At 64.5% G+C, this 16128-nt stretch carries 16 protein-coding genes; 5 read left to right on the top strand and 11 right to left on the bottom strand.

Annotation, left to right across the window (positions count from 1 at the left end):
* Positions 1–196: 196 nt before the first annotated feature.
* Complete coding sequence (locus AC07PE_RS16615) at positions 197–772, bottom strand: hypothetical protein (protein WP_498766387.1); 576 nt, start codon at positions 770–772, stop codon at positions 197–199.
* 310 nt (positions 773–1082) lie between these two features.
* Positions 1083–2147 carry a bifunctional UDP-4-keto-pentose/UDP-xylose synthase gene (locus tag AC07PE_RS16620; RefSeq protein WP_498766389.1) on the bottom strand — a complete coding sequence of 355 codons (1065 nt, stop codon included), beginning with the start codon at positions 2145–2147 and terminating at the stop codon, positions 1083–1085.
* Positions 2148–2295: 148 nt separating this feature from the next.
* Here AC07PE_RS16620 and AC07PE_RS16625 point away from each other — a divergent pair, with 148 nt between their 5' ends.
* From AC07PE_RS16625 to AC07PE_RS16635, 3 genes are all read left to right on the top strand, one after another.
* On the top strand, positions 2296–3726 hold the full coding sequence (locus AC07PE_RS16625) for a S41 family peptidase (protein WP_498766391.1): 1431 nt from the start codon (positions 2296–2298) through the stop codon (positions 3724–3726).
* A gap of 105 nt (positions 3727–3831) precedes the next feature.
* A complete protein-coding gene (locus tag AC07PE_RS16630; protein ID WP_498766393.1) occupies positions 3832–4953 on the top strand; it encodes a beta-ketoacyl-ACP synthase III in 1122 nt (373 codons plus the stop codon).
* Positions 4954–5111: 158 nt separating this feature from the next.
* Entirely contained in the window at positions 5112–5561 is a 450-nt protein-coding gene (locus tag AC07PE_RS16635) for a hypothetical protein (RefSeq protein ID WP_498766395.1), read from the top strand.
* Positions 5562–5617: 56 nt separating this feature from the next.
* Here the strand turns inward: AC07PE_RS16635 and AC07PE_RS16640 are convergent, their stop codons facing one another.
* The 9 genes from AC07PE_RS16640 to AC07PE_RS16680 all read right to left on the bottom strand — a co-directional run bounded on the left by AC07PE_RS16640 (position 5618) and on the right by AC07PE_RS16680 (position 14195).
* Positions 5618–7663 (bottom strand): 2,4-dienoyl-CoA reductase FMN-binding domain-containing protein, encoded by a 2046-nt coding sequence (locus AC07PE_RS16640; protein WP_498766397.1) that lies wholly within the window; start codon positions 7661–7663, stop codon positions 5618–5620.
* Between the two features lie 51 nt (positions 7664–7714).
* Positions 7715–8170 (bottom strand): hypothetical protein, encoded by a 456-nt coding sequence (locus tag AC07PE_RS16645; RefSeq protein WP_498766399.1) that lies wholly within the window; start codon positions 8168–8170, stop codon positions 7715–7717.
* Positions 8171–8191: 21 nt separating this feature from the next.
* Complete coding sequence (locus tag AC07PE_RS16650) at positions 8192–8629, bottom strand: DUF2721 domain-containing protein (RefSeq protein WP_498766401.1); 438 nt, start codon at positions 8627–8629, stop codon at positions 8192–8194.
* Between the two features lie 14 nt (positions 8630–8643).
* The gene (gene pip, locus AC07PE_RS16655) at positions 8644–9600 is read right to left on the bottom strand and encodes a prolyl aminopeptidase (protein WP_498767124.1); all 957 of its coding nucleotides are present in this window, start codon (positions 9598–9600) and stop codon (positions 8644–8646) included.
* Positions 9601–9659: 59 nt separating this feature from the next.
* Positions 9660–10964 (bottom strand): amino acid deaminase, encoded by a 1305-nt coding sequence (locus AC07PE_RS16660; RefSeq protein ID WP_498766403.1) that lies wholly within the window; start codon positions 10962–10964, stop codon positions 9660–9662.
* Complete coding sequence (locus AC07PE_RS16665; protein WP_498766405.1) at positions 10961–11353, bottom strand: DUF2750 domain-containing protein; 393 nt, start codon at positions 11351–11353, stop codon at positions 10961–10963. Before AC07PE_RS16665 ends, AC07PE_RS16660 begins: the two co-directional genes overlap by 4 nt.
* A 73-nt stretch (positions 11354–11426) precedes the next feature.
* Positions 11427–12146 carry an AAA family ATPase gene (locus AC07PE_RS16670; protein WP_498766407.1) on the bottom strand — a complete coding sequence of 240 codons (720 nt, stop codon included), beginning with the start codon at positions 12144–12146 and terminating at the stop codon, positions 11427–11429.
* Positions 12147–12220: 74 nt separating this feature from the next.
* Positions 12221–12961, bottom strand: a complete 741-nt coding sequence (gene phbB, locus AC07PE_RS16675) for an acetoacetyl-CoA reductase (protein ID WP_498766409.1) — start codon at positions 12959–12961, stop codon at positions 12221–12223.
* Between the two features lie 58 nt (positions 12962–13019).
* Positions 13020–14195 (bottom strand): acetyl-CoA C-acetyltransferase, encoded by a 1176-nt coding sequence (locus AC07PE_RS16680; RefSeq protein WP_498766411.1) that lies wholly within the window; start codon positions 14193–14195, stop codon positions 13020–13022.
* 273 nt (positions 14196–14468) lie between these two features.
* Between AC07PE_RS16680 and minC the strand changes: the two genes are divergently transcribed.
* Both minC and minD read left to right on the top strand, forming a co-directional pair.
* A complete protein-coding gene (gene minC / locus AC07PE_RS16685; protein WP_498766413.1) occupies positions 14469–15257 on the top strand; it encodes a septum site-determining protein MinC in 789 nt (262 codons plus the stop codon).
* 54 nt (positions 15258–15311) lie between these two features.
* Entirely contained in the window at positions 15312–16127 is an 816-nt protein-coding gene (gene minD / locus AC07PE_RS16690) for a septum site-determining protein MinD (RefSeq protein ID WP_498766415.1), read from the top strand.
* The last annotated feature ends 1 nt before the right edge of the window (position 16128 follow it).

Consider the following 16128-nt stretch of genomic DNA (forward strand, 5'->3'; position numbering starts at 1 on the left):
TCGGTTGCCCGGACTGTTGCCATCCGGTTGGACCAAATTCTAGCCGTTAAGCATGGCCAAAAAACCACTGAAGTTGCTGTTGTTACTTTACGATACACGGCAAGCGCGCAAATCCGTCAAAAAGCAACGAAGTGTCACCGGCACGGCGCAGCACTCCGTGGTTTCATTTGCATTGTTGACTGGGAGTCAACAATCCTCAGCCGCCGATATTGATGCCCCCGCTCCCGCCGCCCATGCCGCCGCCGGGACCACCCATGCCGCCACGGCCGTGACCGCCCATGCCGCGGCCGCCACGCTCGCCGCCTTTCTCGCCGCCCCGCTCTCCGCTTGGGCGCCCTTCCGGCACCACGCGCTGCAGCTGCTCGTTCAGCAGGGTCGCCACCTGGCGCCGCTGGGCATCGTCGAGGGCGTCGTTCAGACTCAGCCACATCTCGCGCAATTGCTTGTCTTCCTGGACGGCGGCGGCGCTTTCGGCTTCCACCAGGGCGTTCAGTTCGCGCAGTTCGATGTCCGGCTTTGCCAGCAGCGTCTTCGCCTTGTCCTGCAGCGCCTCGCGGCGGTGCTGGCGTTCGCGCAGCACGGCGCGCGAGCGGCTTTCGACCTGCTGCCACAGCGTCTGCTGGTTGGCGTTCAGGTTCAGCGACTTCTTGAATTCGGACGCCATCGGCAGCAGGTCTTCGGCGCGCATGTCCATCAGCGGGACGGCAAGGCTGGATCCTGCCGCGACCAGGGCACAGGCGAACAGGCAGGCGCGGATAAGGCGAGTGGGCATGGAAATCTCGTCATAAAAAAGCCCACGGGGACACCGTGGGCAAAGACCACTTCAAGAAGTGGAGAGAGAGAAAAACTGATAAGAACTATAGGCGCGGGGGTTTTCTCTCGTGTCGATTCTTACAATTACTTACGGGGCGCCGGCAGGCGGCTTACAAGGATTTACAAGTTCCTTGAAATCGTAAAGACGATGAAGCCGTAAACGTAAAAAAGTCATTCCCGCGAAAGCGGGAATCCATACGCCGTGTGCCTGGTGGCTCAGCATGGATTCCCGCCTTCGCGGGAATGACGAGTATTACCTGTAGTGGATCTTAGTCGCGCTGCAGCTGGCGGCGTTCCGGAATCAGGTCCTTCGCATCGACCAGCTTGTCCTTGTAGGAATCGAAGATCTTGGCCAGTGCATCGCGCATGTTCACCTGCGGCGCCCAGCCCAGCTCGGACATCGTGTTCTCGATCTTCGGCACGCGGTTCTGCACGTCCTGGTAGCCGGTCCCGTAGTAGGCGCCCGAGCTGGTTTCCACCAGTTTCACTTCCTTGGCGGTGTCGCGGTATTCCGGGTACTCGGCGGCCAGTTCCAGCATCATGTGGGCCAGTTCGCGGATCGAATAATTGTTCGACGGGTTGCCGATGTTGTAGATCTTGCCGCTGGCCTTGCCGTCCTTGTTATCGATGATGCGCACCAGCGCGTCGATACCGTCGTCGACATAGGTGAAGGATCGCTTCTGCGCGCCGCCGTCGACCAGCTGGATCGGTTCGCCGCGCACGATGTGGCCGAGGAACTGGGTCAGCACGCGCGAAGAACCCTCTTTCGGGGTGTGGATCGAATCCAGGCCCGCGCCGACCCAGTTGAACGGACGGAACAGCGTGAAATTCAGGCCTTCCATGCCGTAGCCCCAGATCACGCGGTCCATCAACTGCTTGGAGCAGGCGTAGATCCAGCGCGGCTTGTTGATCGGGCCGTAGACCAGCTCCGAGTTTTCCGGGTCGAATTCGTCGTCGTGGCACATGCCGTAGACTTCCGAGGTCGACGGGAACACCAGGTGCTTCTTGTACTTGGCGGCCGAGCGGACGATCGGCAGATTCGCCTCGAAGTCCAGTTCGAACACGCGCAGCGGCGCCTGGACATAGGTCGACGGGGTCGCGATGGCGACCAGCGGCAGGATCACGTCGCACTTCTTGACGTGGTACTCGACCCACTCCTTGTTGATAGTGATATCGCCTTCGAAGAAGTGCATGCGCGGATGGTCCAGGAGCTCCGTGATGCGCTCGGAATTCATGTCCATGCCGTAGACTTCCCAGTCGGTAGTCTCGAGGATGCGCTTGGACAGGTGGTGGCCGATAAAGCCGTTGACGCCGAGAATGAGGACTTTCTTCATTTTAAATAAGCAACATATGCACGTGAACGGGCCATTATATCACCGTGAATACGCGCTCAGACCGGGCTCGGGCGTCCTTTCCGGGCGCAGGACAGGTATACTCGACAGCGCTCAGGCATAACCCAGCAGACCAAGGACCGACAAGCACATGGGCTCGAAACTCAAGCATTCCGCCCTCCTCACTCTGGGCGCCGTACTCGGCGTCGCGGTCACCATGCAGTTTTCGGCGCTGGCCCAGAAACCGGTCGGGAACGGCATGCCCCTGGACAGCCTGCAGCAGCTGGCCGGCGTCTACGGCCTGATCAAATCCACCTACGTCGAACCGGTCGAAGACCGCAAGCTGATGACCCATGCCATGTCCGGCATGGTCGATGCGCTCGACCCCCATTCGGCCTACCTGGACAAGAAAGCCTACCGTGAACTGCGCGAAGGCACCGAAGGCCGCTTCGTCGGCCTCGGCATCGAGATCGGCCAGAGCGACGAGGGCTACGTGAAAATCGTCGCCCCGATCGAGGATTCGCCGGCCGCGCGCGCCGGCATCCAGGCCGGTGACCTGATCGCCCGCATCGACGGCGCCCAGGTCAAGGACATGGACCTCGACGAGGCCATCAAGCGCATGCGCGGCGAGCCGCACACGAAAGTGGTGCTGAGCATCCTGCGCGCGGGCGCACCGGCGCCGCTGGAGATCACGGTGGTGCGCGACGAGATCGTGCAGAAGAGCGTGAAAGGCAAGATCGTGGCGCCGGGCTATGCCTGGGTGCGCGTATCGCAATTCCAGGAGCCGACCGTGAACGACCTGGCGAAAAAACTGGCCGCGCTGGCGCGCGAGGAGCCGGCGCTAAAAGGCATGGTGCTCGATTTGCGCAACGACCCGGGCGGCCTGCTGCAGGGCGCGATCGGCACCGCCGCCGCCTTCCTGCCCAGCGGCGCCGAGATCGTCTCGACCAACGGCCAGCTGGAAGAATCGAAGGCGCGCTTCTATGGCCGCCCCGAATACTACATGCTGGGCCGCGGCGAAGACCCCCTGAAAAAGGTGCCGGAGCTGTTCAAGACCATCCCGATGGTGGTGCTGGTAAACACCGGCTCGGCCTCGGCCTCGGAAATCGTGGCCGGCGCGCTGCAGGACCACAAGCGCGCGGCCATCGTCGGCAGCCCGACCTTCGGCAAGGGTTCGGTGCAGACGATCCGCCCGCTGGCCGGCGAGACGGCCGTGAAACTGACCACGGCGCGCTACTACACGCCCAGCGGCCGCTCGATCCAGGCGCGCGGCGTGGTGCCCGACTTCGCGGTCGACGAGAACGCCGACGGCGACGGCCTGAATGCGCTGCGCATGCGTGAAGCCGACCTCAAGAGCCATCTGTCGAACGACCGCGAGCGCGAGGAAGCCACGCGCAAGGAAGACATCAGGGCGCAGATGCGCATCCTGGCCGCCGAGCGCCACCGCAAACCGGTCGAATTCGGCAGCGCCACCGACTTCCAGCTGGCCCAGGCGCTGCGCCAGCTGCAGGGCCTGCCGCTGCAACTGTCGAAACGGGGCGCCGCGGAGAGTGGCGGAACGCTGGCGCAGCAGGCCCACTGACGCACATTTGAGCTAAATCGGGCCTGTTCCCACGGTCTGTACGATTGTGTAGAATCGGCAGATTCGCAGGGAGTTTCTTCCCGTTATCACCTTAGAAAGCCAATCATGAAACCTGTCGTCATCAGCGGCACCGGCCTGTTTACGCCACCGAATTCGATTTCCAACGATGAGCTGGTGACGGCCTTCAACGCCTACGTCGAACTGTTCAACGCCGAAAACGCGCAAAAGATCGCGGCCGGCGAAGTCACCGCGCTGGAGCCGTCCAGCAGCGGCTTCATCGAGAAAGCCTCGGGCATCAAGTCGCGCTACGTGATGGAAAAAGCCGGCATCCTCGATCCGAAGCACATGACCCCGCGCATCAAGGAACGCGCCGACGAGGAACTGTCGCTGCAGGCCGAGATCTGCGTCGCCGCCGCGCGCCAGGCCCTGGCACGCGCCAACCGCACCCCGGCCGACATCGACATGGTGCTGGTCGCCGCCAGCAATATGCAGCGCGCCTACCCGGCCATGGCGGTCGAGGTGCAGGACGCGCTGGGCATCGAAGGCTTCGGCTTCGACATGAACGTGGCCTGCTCGTCCGCCACCTTCGCGATCCAGACGGCAGCCGGCGCCGTGCAGACCGGCCAGGCGCGCGCGGTGCTGGTGCTGAACCCGGAAATCACCAGCGCCCACCTGAACTTCCGCGACCGCGACAGCCATTTCATCTTCGGCGACGCCTGCACCGCGATGATCATCGAAGCCGCCGACACCGCCGTCGGCGAGCACCAGTTCGAAATCCTCGATTCGAAGCTGAAGACCAAGTTCTCGAACAATATCCGCAACAACTTCGGCTTCATGAACCGCTTCGACGAAGAGGGTATCGGCCAGGCCGACAAGCTGTTCCGCCAGCAGGGGCGTAAAGTGTTCAAGGAAGTCTGCCCGATGGCCGCCGAGACCATCCGCACCACGGTCGAAGGCGCCGGCCTGAAGGTCGAGGACATTTCCCGCTTCTGGCTGCACCAGGCCAACCTGAGCATGAACCAGCTGATCGTGCGCACCCTGCTGGGCCGCGACGCCGAAGGCGGCGAAGCGCCGGTGATTCTCGACACCTATGCCAACACCTCGTCGGCCGGCTCGATCATCGCCTTCCACAGCTACCAGGACGACCTGCCGAGCGGCAGCAAGGGCGTGATCTGCTCGTTCGGCGCCGGTTATTCGATCGGTTGCGTGGTAGTGCGCAAGAAATAAGCAGCTCATCATTAACCAACACTCTTCTTCGACTGAAGAGTGTTGGTAGTTCCAGTCCTACAAAGGTGCGCTCCCGATTCCTCTGGAATACGGCCTTCCCCGCGCGCATCATCTCCCAGTCAGCGCATCAACATGCGCAGCACCTGAGGAGGATCAAAATGACGAAGCAAAAAGGACCGGATAGCGTCCGCGCACGCGGCATCGCCAAGGAAAAAATTGTCCCCGTTGCCAATGGCAGCCTGCAACCGCGGGCGCCGGGCTGGGTGGCACCTGGCAGTGCCAACGTGCAGTCGGCAAATATTGAACAACAAGGTGCTGCCCTGCGCTCCCGCGGTTCGCTGCAGGGCAATGGCATGGGCGACCAGAATGTCGGCAGCCAGCGCGGCGGCGGTGGCGCCCAGCAGGCGGGTTGGAGCGCCCGCCAGAGCGCCCAGCGCATGCAGGCGCGCGGTGAGGAAGACCGCCTGAACGCTTCGCGCCAGTCGGGTTACGGCGGCATGGAACAGAAGCAGGCGTCGGGCTCGCAGTCCAACCAGAGCGCGCAGCCGGCTTCGGATTATTCGAGCAAGAAGAGCAAGAAACGCAGCAGCGGGGCCGGGCAGGATTGAGGCCCGATTCCCTGGTGATAGCGGCCGGGTGACGCACCCGGCCATTTTTTTGCCTGTTACAGGCGCGCCGCCAGTTCCGCCCCTTCGCGGATCGCCCGCTTCGCATCCAGTTCGGCCGCCAGCGCGGCCCCGCCGATCTTGTAGAAGCGCGGCCCAGCCTTCGTCTCTTCCGAAGGCATCAGCTCCGCCAGGCTTTCCTGCCCCGCGCAGACGATCACGTTGTCCACTTCCAGCAGTTTCTGCTCGCCGCCCACGGTGATGTGCAGGCCGGCGTCGTCGATGCGGTCGTACTGCACGCCCGCCATCATCGTGACGCCGTTGCGCACCAGGGTGGCGCGGTGCACCCATCCCGAGGTTTTACCCAGGCCCGCGCCTGGACGCGTGGTCTTACGCTGCAGGAGCCAGATGCTGCGCAGGGGCGTGGGCTTGTGCGCATCAAGCAGGCCGCCGGCGCTGCGCACGGTCGGGTCGACGCCCCACTCCGCCATCCATTGATCGACCGGCACCGGCAGCGCCTCGAGCGGATCGTGCAGCAGGTATTCGGCGGTGTCGAAGCCGATGCCGCCGGCGCCGATGATCGCGACCCGCTTGCCGGCCGTTACGCGCCCGCGCAGCACGTCCAGGTAAGACAGCACCTTCGGGTGATCGATGCCTTCGATGCGCGGCATGCGCACGGTGACGCCGGTGGCGACGATGACGTCGTCGTAGCCGGCGGCGACCAGCTCCTCGCGCGTCACGCGCTGCTGCAAGCGCAGCTGCACGCCCGTGAGTTCGAGCTTGCGTCCGAAGTAGCGGATGGTCTCCGTGAATTCTTCCTTGCCGGGGATGCGCATGGCCACATTGAACTGCCCGCCGATGCGATCGCCCGCATCGAACAGCGTCACATCGTGCCCGCGCTCGGCCGCCACGGTGGCCGCCGACAGCCCGGCCGGCCCGGCGCCCACCACGGCGACGCGGCGCTTGCGCACGACCGGGCGGTACACCAGCTCCGTCTCGTGGCAGGCGCGCGGATTCACCAGGCAGGTCGCGCGCTTGTTCGAGAAGGTGTGGTCGAGGCAGGCCTGGTTGCAGGCGATGCAGGTGTTGATCTCTTCGCTTTTCCCCGATGCCGCCTTCGCGACCCAGTCGGGATCGGCGAGGAAGGGCCGCGCCATCGACACCATGTCGGCATCGCCGCGCGCCAGCAGGTGCTCGGCGTCGTGCGGCATGTTGATGCGGTTCGAGGCCACCACCGGAATATTCACTTCCTTGCGCAGGCGCCCCGCCACTTCCGCAAAGGCAGCGCGCGGCACCGAGGTCACGATGGTGGGAATCCTGGCTTCGTGCCAGCCGTAGCCTGTATTCAGGATGGTCGCGCCGGCGCCTTCCAGGGCCTGGGCCACCGCCACGATCTCGTCCCAGGTATTGCCGCCTTCGACCAGGTCCAGCACCGAGTGGCGGTACATGATGATGAAGTCGCGTCCCACGGCAGCGCGGATGCGGCGCACCACCTCGACGGGAAGGCGCATGCGGTTCTCGATCGTGCCGCCCCAGCGGTCGGTGCGGCGGTTGGTGCGCGCGCACAGGAACTGGTTCAACAGGTAGCCTTCGCTGCCCATCACTTCGACGCCGTCGTAGCCGGCCTGCCTGGCCAGCTTGGCGCAGCGCACATAGGCCGCGATCGTGGATTCGATGCCGCTCTCCGTCAGCGCGCGCGGGCGGAACGGAGAAATCGGCGATTTCTGGGACGACGCGGAGACGACCAGCGGCTGGTAGCCATAGCGCCCGGCGTGCAGGATCTGCAGCACGATCTTGCCGCCCTCCTCGTGCACGGCGCGGGTGACGCGGCGGTGGTTCGGGACGTCGCCGATGAAATTGAGGGTGCCGCCGAAGGGCAGCAGCCAGCCCTGGCGGTTCGGCGAGATGCCGCCGGTGACGATCAACCCAACGCCGCCGCGCGCGCGCTCGCGGTAGAAGGCCGCTAGCTTGCCGTAGTTATAAAAGCGGTCTTCGAGCCCGGTGTGCATCGAGCCCATGATCACGCGGTTCTTCAGCGTGGTGAAGCCGAGGTCGAGGGGGGATAAGAGCTGCGGGTAGGCGGTGGCGGGGATGGGTGCGTTCATCCCGCCATTACAACGGTTTTTCCTGGAGCCGTGTTTCTAAAATATGCAGTATTAAACCGGATAGCTCTCGGGCGAACGGATCTCCGCAAACTGCTCGATGCTGCCGATCCGCACCGTGACCGGGTTCAGGCTGGCCTGCGGCGACATCGAGCGCCAGGCGAATTTCCACTCCTTTTCGCGGGCCTCGCCCGCGCTCTTGCTGAAGGCCAGGCCCAGGCGCGAGCGCACGCCGTATTCGACCGGGCCGTCGATGCCGGCCCAGTTGGGCAGCGTGCGCTGGACCGCGCGGTGCAGGCGCTCGCCGAATTCCTCGGTGTTGTGGATGACCAGGCAGGCATCGGCCGGGCCCAGGGCGGTAAACAGCTGCTTGTCCCAGGCCTGCGAGAACGACAGGGTCAGGAAGCCGTTCGCCGGCAGCAGGCGGAACTGGCCGGCGCTGAGCGCCTGTTCCAGTTCGGAGCGCATGCCATAGCGATGCAGGGTGGGAGGACGTTGGTAGTCGTGCATAAACTGGTCTTTCTATTGTTTCTAACGGGCTGTGTCATGCAGGTGCATGCGCATGTAGCGGAACGAGACGAACACCTCGCGCAGCAGGAAAAAGAAGCTGGCGATCAGGGCCACCATCGCCACCACGAACATGCCGGCGATGTAGCGGTCGAGCGGCAGGTTGGCGGCATCGTTGACGAACAGGCAGGCGATGATCACGCAGATCAGGAAGCCGCAGGCGGTGCTGGCGGTCAGCGCGTAGTTGATCAGCTGCCAGCGCGTGTACAGCACGTCCAGCTCCTCGTGGCATTCGGGGTCCGGCCCCTTGCGCAACTCCGCCTTGAGCACGCGGGTGCGGTCGATGATGCGCGCCAGGCGGTTCATCAGCACGGTCAGCTTGGTGGCCACGCCGGTGAGCAGGAACACGGGCGCAATGGCAAGCTGGATGACGTGGCCGATGTCGGTGGTCTGGATGTTCATGCGGTGCTTTCTTCTTATTCGAAACGGCCGTAACGTTTGAACTGCTCGGTCGCGGCGACGAGCGCGCGGGCGATGCCGTGTTCCAGCGCGCCGTGGCCGGCGTCCGGGATCATGCGCAGGCGAGAATTCGGCCAGGCCTGGTGTAGGCGGTAGGCCGACAGCGGCGGGCAGATCACGTCGTAGCGGCCCTGCACGATCACCGCCGGCAGGTGGGAAATGCGGCCGACGTCGCGGATCAGCTGGTCGTTCTCGAGGAAGCCGCCGTTCGCCATGTAGTGCGATTCTAGGCGGCCGACGCCCAGGTCGAGGGTGTCGGACGAAGTCTCCTCTTCCTGCGGCAGCAGGAATACGCGCCGCCCCTCGAAGCGGCTCCAGGCGCGCGCGGCCGGCCAGTACTGCTGCGGATCGTCGCACAGCAGGCGGCGGGTATAGGCCTTCAGCAGGTCGCCGCGCTCCTCGACGGGGATCGGGGCGATGAATTCGTCGTACAGCTCGGGATAGAACCACTGCACGCCGTACAGGAAGAATTCGATCTCCGCCGGGGTGCACAGGAAGATCCCGCGCAGCACGAAGCCGAGGCAGTGCTGCGGATGCGCCTGTCCGTAGGCCAGCGCCAGGGTCGAGCCCCAGGAGCCGCCGAACACCAGCCAGCGCTCGATGCCGAACATGGCGCGCAGGCGCTCGATGTCCTCGATCAGCAGCTGGGTCGTGTTGTTGCGCCATTCGCCCAGCGGCACCGACTTGCCGGCGCCGCGCTGGTCGAACAGGATCACGCGGTAGACCGCCGGGTCGAAAAAGCGCCGGTGCTGCGGCGAGAGCCCGGCGCCGGGACCGCCGTGCAGGAAGATCACCGGGATCCCGTTCGGGTTGCCCACCTCTTCCCAATAGATCGTGTGCAGGTCGTCGACGGCCAGCATGCCGTGGCGGTTGGGCAGGATGGGCGGGAACAGCGACGGCGGAATGGCGGGCATGGGCATGGTTTTCATGGAGCGACAGCCCGATTGTAGCGCACCGCCCGGCCGTGGAAGGATCAGAAGAAGGTGTTCAGCGCCCCGCGCACCAGGTAGTCGTCGTCCACCGCCAACAGCAGCGGCCAGCGGTCGAAGGTCGTGCACGGATGCGAGATGCCGCAGCCGACCAGGTCGCCGACCACCAGGCTGTCCCGGATCGGGTCGCCCTCCGGCAAGCGCAGGTAGGCGTGCTGGTCGTTCATCTTGACGATCTCGCAAGCGGCCGGCAGCGCGTGCGGCGCGCCGGGGCCGGGACGGTGGGTCCACAGCGGCACCGGCAGGCCGGCGTCGTGCGAGGCGTCGCGCTTGCCCATGGTGAGGATGGCGAGACCGGGCTCGGGGCGCGACTGCACCACGCTCCAGATCTCCAGCGCCGGCCGCAGCCCCTCCCCCGGCCCGACGCCCTCGCGCTGGTCGAGACGCTGCAGCTGAACCTGGTACATGCCATGGTCGCTGGTCAGATAGCAGCCGCTGCGCAGCACCGGGCGCAGCGGCCGCGACAGGCCGTGCAGTCCCTGGAAGCCGCGCGCGACCAGGTCGAAGAAACCGGAACCGCCGGCCGTGACCAGGATCTCGGGGCTGCCAAACAGACCCTCGTCGTCGGCTTCCAGCACCAGCGCGCACAGTTGACGCACGAAGTCCTCGACCGCGCGCGGGTCGTCCAATAAACCCTCGTAGCCTTCGAAGCCGGCCAGCAGCAGGCCAGGCGCACGCTCGATGGCGCGCGCCACCGTCATCGCCTCGTCGAGCGTGCGGCAGCCGGCGCGTTTTCCGGACAGACCGAGTTCGACCAGCACCGGCAGCGGCCGGGAAAGCGGATGCTGGGCGACTTCCTCGGCCAGTCTTGCCACCCCGGCCAGCGAGTCGGCCAGCACGAAGCATTCGAAGTCCGGATCGTCGTGCAGCAGCTGCAGTACGGCGCGCACGTCGCTGCGCGCCACCAGCTGGTTCGCGATCAGGACGCGCCGCACGCCGAAGCGGTGCGCCACCTGCACCTGCACGGCATTCGCCAGGGTGATGCCCCAGGCGCCATTGGCCAGCTGGGCGCCGAACAGCTGGGGGCTCATGGTGGTCTTGCCGTGCGGCGCCAGTTCGACCTTGTAGCGTTCGCAGAAGGCGCGCATCCAGTCCAGGTTGTGGCGCAGCGCCGAGGTTTTCAATACCGCGACCGGGAAGCTGGTGTCGCCGTGCAGCAGCTTCCAGCCCTGCACGCCGATCGCTCCCTGGCGTAGCGGCGCCGTGATCGGCAAGCCTTTGACGCCGGGCTGCAGCAGTTGTTCTTCGAGACTGGACAGCGCTAGGCCGCCGTGGGGCAAGGCATTCATGGGTTCCTCGAACTCTTCAATTCATCATCCAGGTCGCGCAGCAGCAGGCCGGCGCTGGGCATCACGTCGCGCGCGCCCGGGGTATAGAACACGCCGGTGGCGATGCCGTCCTGCTCCAGCTGGGGCAGCAGCCCGCCGACCAGTTCATCGAGCGGAAACGACTGCGGCTCGTAGCCGGTCCACTCGTAATCCGCGCATATTTTCGCAAATTCGCTGTCCGGCCACAGCGGAAACACCAGGGTGCCGTCTTCCTTCTTCGCCAGCGCCCAGCCCTTGCGGTACAGGCTCCATACCGTGCCGGTCGCCGCCACGCGTTTGATGAAATATTCGTAGCGCTGCGGACCGGAGAGCATCACCGTTTCCTGGACCTGCCGGGTATCGATTGCCATGCTTGCCTGCCTCGTCATCGTTATCGTCGTGAGTCGAGCATACGACAAGCTGGCGGGGGCATGGCGCAGCCCTTCATTCTTCGCCGTCGAGCAACTGCTGCAGGCGGCGCGGGTAGTGGTTCAGGAAGTCGCGCGTGACCGCGTAGTGCTCGGTGTCTTCGTAATCGACATGGCTGATGCCGGTCTCGTCGAACAGCAGGATTTTGGCGCGGGGATAGGCCAGCAGGATGGGAGAGTGGGTGGCGATGATGAATTGCGCGCCCTGCTTCACCAGTTTGTCGATGACGGCCAGCGCGGCCAGCTGGCGGTTGGGAGAAAGCGCCGCTTCCGGTTCGTCCAGCAGGTAGAGGCCGTCGCCGCCGAGGTTTTGCAGCACGCGCATGAAGGCTTCGCCGTGCGAGTGCAGGTGCAGCGACGGCGGCGCGCCCGGCAGACTGTCCAGGTAAGTGAACACATTGAACAGGCTTTCGGCACGCAGAAAATACGCATGCCGCGGATGGCGGAAACCCTTGACCAGCTTCAGGTGCCGGTGCAGCGGCGACACGGCCTGCTGCTCGCGCAGTACATTGCGGGTACCGCCCTCGGCCGGCAAGCCCAGGGCGACCGCGATCGCTTCCAGCACGGTCGACTTGCCGGCGCCGTTCTCGCCGACGAAGAAGGTGACGTCCGGATGCGGTTCCAGGACACCCAGCTCGCGCACGGCAGGAATCGAGAAAGGATAGTCGCCGGGATCGATCTCTGCAGCGGGATCGAGCGAGACCGAACGCACATAGGGTTTGACGGCAAAGGACATGGGGCTCTTTCGCAGGACGCAGATAAGAAAACACCGCCCGGGGGCGGTGTTGTCCCAGCAGCAAACGGCGCAGCTTACTGCATGTGCTGGCCGCCGTTGATGGCGATATTCGCGCCGGTCACGAATGCCGCCTCGTCCGAGGACAGGTAGGCGACCAGGCCGGCCACTTCTTCCGGCTTGCCCAGGCGGCCCATCGGGATCTGCGGCAGGATCTTCGATTCCAGCACCTCGCTCGGGATGTCGGTCACCATCTTGGTGCCGATATACCCCGGCGAGATGGTGTTCACGGTCACGCCCTTGCGCGCCACTTCCAGCGCCAGCGCCTTGGTGAAGCCGTGGATGCCGGCCTTGGCCGCCGAGTAGTTGGTCTGGCCGAAGGCGCCCTTCGAACCGTTGACGGACGAGATGTTGATGATCCGGCCCCAGCCGCGCTCGACCATGCCGTCGGCGACCGGCTTGGTCATGTTGAACACGGAATCCAGGTTGGTCCTGATCACGGCATCCCAGTTGACCTTGTCCATCTTCTTGAAAGTCATGTCGCGGGTGATACCGGCATTGTTCACCAGCACGTCGACCGGGCCGACTTCCTGGGTCACTTTGGCCACGCAAGCCTGGGCCGAATCGTAGTCGGCAACGTCGCACTCGTAGGCCTTGAAGTCGTAGCCCTGCTCCTTCATCGTGGCGAGCCAGCCTTCGGCCTTCTTGCTACCCGGAGAATACGTCGTCACGACCGTATAGCCGAGCGCCAGCAGTTTGATGCTGATCGCTTCGCCGAGGCCGCCCATGCCGCCAGTCACTAATGCCACTCTTGCCATTGTCTTCTCCTAGTTTTTACGAACCTGTCAGAACCGCTTGTTTCCTTGAACTGCCTGTTCAGCGCTCGACCGCCAGTGCGACGCCCATGCCGCCGCCGATGCACAGGCTGGCCAGCCCCTTCTTGGCATCGCGGCGGACCATTTCGTGCAGCAGGGTCACCAGCACGCGGGCGCCGGAAGCGCCGATCGGGTGGCCCAGCGCGATGGCGCCGCCGTTGACGTTGATCTTGGAAGTGTCCCAGCCCATCTGCTTGTTGACGGCGACGGCCTGGGCCGCAAAGGCCTCGTTGATTTCCATCAGGTCGACCTCTTCGTGGGTCCAGCCGGCCTTTTCCAGGCAGGCGCGCGCCGCCGGCACCGGGCCCATGCCCATGATGGTCGGGTCCAGGCCCGACAGCGAGTAGGCCTTGATGCGTGCGATCGGGGTCAGGCCCAGTTCCTTGGCCTTCGAGGCCGACATCATGATCACGGCGGCGGCGCCGTCGTTCAGGCCGGAGGCATTGCCGGCGGTGACGGAACCTTCCTTGTTGAACGCCGGGCGCAGGCTGGCCAGGCCTTCCAGGGTGGCGCCATGCTTCGGATACTCGTCGGTATCGAAGATGGTCGGGCCCTTCTTGGAGGGGATTTCGATCGGGATGATCTCGTCCTTGAACTTGCCGGCCTTCATGGCGGCTTCGGCCTTCAGCTGGGATTGCAGCGCGAATTCGTCCTGCTCGGCGCGCGAGATGTCGAACTTGCGGGCGACGTTCTCGGCGGTGACGCCCATGTGGTACTGGTTGTACACGTCCCACAGGCCGTCGACGATCATGGTGTCGGTCATCTTGACGTCGCCCATGCGGAAGCCGTCGCGCGAGCCGTTCAGCACGTGCGGCGAGGCGCTCATGTTTTCCTGGCCGCCGGCGATCACGATCTGGGCGTCGCCGCACATGATGGCCTGGGCCGCCAGGTGGGTCGCGCGCAGGCCGCTGCCGCAGACCACATTCAGGGTGGAAGCCGGCACGCTGTCCGGCAGGCCGGCCTTGATCACGGCCTGGCGCGCCGGATTCTGGCCGACGCCGGCCGTCAGGACCTGGCCCATGATGACTTCGCTGACGGCGGCCGGATCGATACCGGTCTTGGCCATCAGGTGCTTGATCACCTGCGCGCCCAGTTCCGTGGCAGGGACCTTCGCGAGGGTGCCGCCGAATTTGCCGATGGCTGTGCGGCCAGCGGCCACGATGACGACGTCTTCCATATCATTCTCCGATGAGTGAAGCTTTTGGCGGGAAAGCCAACAATGTTAGATGCACCGCTAATAACACCTTTAAGCAAAATCAATCTTATCAGTTTATTTATTGAAGAGAACTGCGAATAAGTACTTAGCGAGTTATTGCCGAGCATCTTTTATTGTTCAGTTTTTTATCTATGGAAATACCCGTTGCCGCCTATAACGAAACGGCTTAAACCCTTTACCTTTCAAGGAAATTTCACAGTAGAATGCACGGGCTAGTGCCAACCAGAACGTTTTATGCCCAAGAGCCCGACTTCCTTACCCATCGAAATCAAGATTTCCACGGTCGTGGCCATTTCGACCATCCTGCATTCGCCCGATCCGATCGCGATCGACGCCGCGCTCAAGCAGATGACCGGTGGGGTGTCGGACTTTTTCGAGGATGAATTCGCCGTCATCGACGTCGCCGCCATCGCCGACGATGCCGCGCAGGTCGACTGGCCGGCGCTGGTGGGACTGCTGAAGAATTACCGCCTGAACGCGGTCGCGGTGCGCGGCGCCCCGGCTGCCCTGCACGAGGCAATCCGCGCCCATGGCCTGTTCCTGGACGACGGCTCGAGCGGCGCGCGGGTTCCTGAAGCCCGCAGCGCGGCCCCGGCGGCGCGCGAGGAAGCCCCGGCGGCGCCGGCTCCCGTCCCGGCGCCGGCCCCTGCGCCCGCGCCGGTACAAGCCGCGCCGGCCCAGGCCATGATCGTCGACACCCCGGTACGCGCCGGCCAGCGCATCTATGCGCGCGGCACCGACCTGATCATCACGGCAGTCGTCAACAACGGCGCCGAGATCATCGCCGACGGCAGCATCCACGTGTATGCGCCGCTGCACGGCCGCGCCTTGGCCGGCGCCTCGGGCAATGCGGACGCGCGCATCTTTGCACTGTCGATGCAGCCGGAACTGGTGTCGATCGCGGGTGTTTATCGGACGTTCGACGAAGGTTTCCCGACAGAACTGTCGCGCCAGCCGGCACAAATTCGTTTGGTCGGCGACCGAATCGATATATCATCGCTGGGTTCGGCGACTCGTGCCTAAGCGCATTTGATCCCTCCAGCACTGACCAGATACTGAATAGGACTGAAATATTTCATGGCAAGAATTATCGTTGTAACGTCCGGCAAGGGCGGTGTGGGCAAGACCACTTCGAGCGCGAGCTTCTCCACCGGCCTGGCGCTGCGCGGCCACAAGACCGCGGTCATCGACTTCGACGTCGGCCTGCGTAACCTCGACCTGATCATGGGCTGCGAACGCCGCGTGGTGTACGACCTGATCAACGTGGTCAACAAGGAAGCGACCCTGACCCAGGCCCTGATCAAGGACAAGCACTGCGAAAACCTGTTCATCCTGCCGGCCTCGCAGACCCGCGACAAGGACGCCCTGACCGAAGACGGCGTCGAGCGCGTGCTGAACGAGCTGGTCCAGATGGGCTTCGAATTCATCATCTGCGATTCGCCGGCCGGCATCGAGCACGGCGCGCTGATGGCCCTGACCTTCGCCGACGAAGCGATCATCGTCACCAACCCGGAAGTGTCGTCGGTGCGCGACTCCGACCGCATCCTCGGCATCCTGCAGGCCAAGTCGCGCCGCGCCCAGAGCGGCGGCGAGCCGGTCAAGGAACACCTCTTGATCACCCGTTATTCGCCGCGCCGCGTGGAAAACGACGAGATGCTGTCCTACCAGGATGTCCAGGAAATCCTGCGCATCCCGCTGATCGGCATCATTCCGGAATCGGAAGCCGTGCTGCACGCCTCGAACCAGGGCAATCCGGCCATCCACTTCAAGGACACCGACGTCGCGCAGGCCTACCAGGACGTGGTCGGCCGCTTCCTCGGCGAAGAAATCCCGCTGCGTTACACCAGCTACGATAAGCCGAACTTCCTGCAGCGCCTGTTCGGAGCAAAGTGAC

This window comes from Telluria sp. GW821-FHT07G12 (genome assembly GCF_059418525.1).

Bases quoted from the DNA above. Each gene is read 5' to 3' on its own strand.
- phbB (WP_498766409.1), bottom strand. From the start codon at position 12,961: ATGGCAAGAGTGGCATTAGTGACTGGCGGCATGGGCGGCCTCGGCGAA.
- minC (WP_498766413.1), top strand. From the start codon at position 14,469: ATGCCCAAGAGCCCGACTTCCTTACCCATCGAAATCAAGATTTCCACG.
- AC07PE_RS16680 (WP_498766411.1), bottom strand. From the start codon at position 14,195: ATGGAAGACGTCGTCATCGTGGCCGCTGGCCGCACAGCCATCGGCAAA.
- AC07PE_RS16635 (WP_498766395.1), top strand. From the start codon at position 5,112: ATGACGAAGCAAAAAGGACCGGATAGCGTCCGCGCACGCGGCATCGCC.
- AC07PE_RS16625 (WP_498766391.1), top strand. From the start codon at position 2,296: ATGGGCTCGAAACTCAAGCATTCCGCCCTCCTCACTCTGGGCGCCGTA.
- AC07PE_RS16615 (WP_498766387.1), bottom strand. From the start codon at position 772: ATGCCCACTCGCCTTATCCGCGCCTGCCTGTTCGCCTGTGCCCTGGTC.
- minD (WP_498766415.1), top strand. From the start codon at position 15,312: ATGGCAAGAATTATCGTTGTAACGTCCGGCAAGGGCGGTGTGGGCAAG.
- AC07PE_RS16630 (WP_498766393.1), top strand. From the start codon at position 3,832: ATGAAACCTGTCGTCATCAGCGGCACCGGCCTGTTTACGCCACCGAAT.
- AC07PE_RS16650 (WP_498766401.1), bottom strand. From the start codon at position 8,629: ATGAACATCCAGACCACCGACATCGGCCACGTCATCCAGCTTGCCATT.
- AC07PE_RS16665 (WP_498766405.1), bottom strand. From the start codon at position 11,353: ATGGCAATCGATACCCGGCAGGTCCAGGAAACGGTGATGCTCTCCGGT.
- AC07PE_RS16645 (WP_498766399.1), bottom strand. From the start codon at position 8,170: ATGCACGACTACCAACGTCCTCCCACCCTGCATCGCTATGGCATGCGC.
- AC07PE_RS16640 (WP_498766397.1), bottom strand. From the start codon at position 7,663: ATGAACGCACCCATCCCCGCCACCGCCTACCCGCAGCTCTTATCCCCC.
- AC07PE_RS16660 (WP_498766403.1), bottom strand. From the start codon at position 10,964: ATGAATGCCTTGCCCCACGGCGGCCTAGCGCTGTCCAGTCTCGAAGAA.
- AC07PE_RS16670 (WP_498766407.1), bottom strand. From the start codon at position 12,146: ATGTCCTTTGCCGTCAAACCCTATGTGCGTTCGGTCTCGCTCGATCCC.
- AC07PE_RS16620 (WP_498766389.1), bottom strand. From the start codon at position 2,147: ATGAAGAAAGTCCTCATTCTCGGCGTCAACGGCTTTATCGGCCACCAC.
- pip (WP_498767124.1), bottom strand. From the start codon at position 9,600: ATGCCCGCCATTCCGCCGTCGCTGTTCCCGCCCATCCTGCCCAACCGC.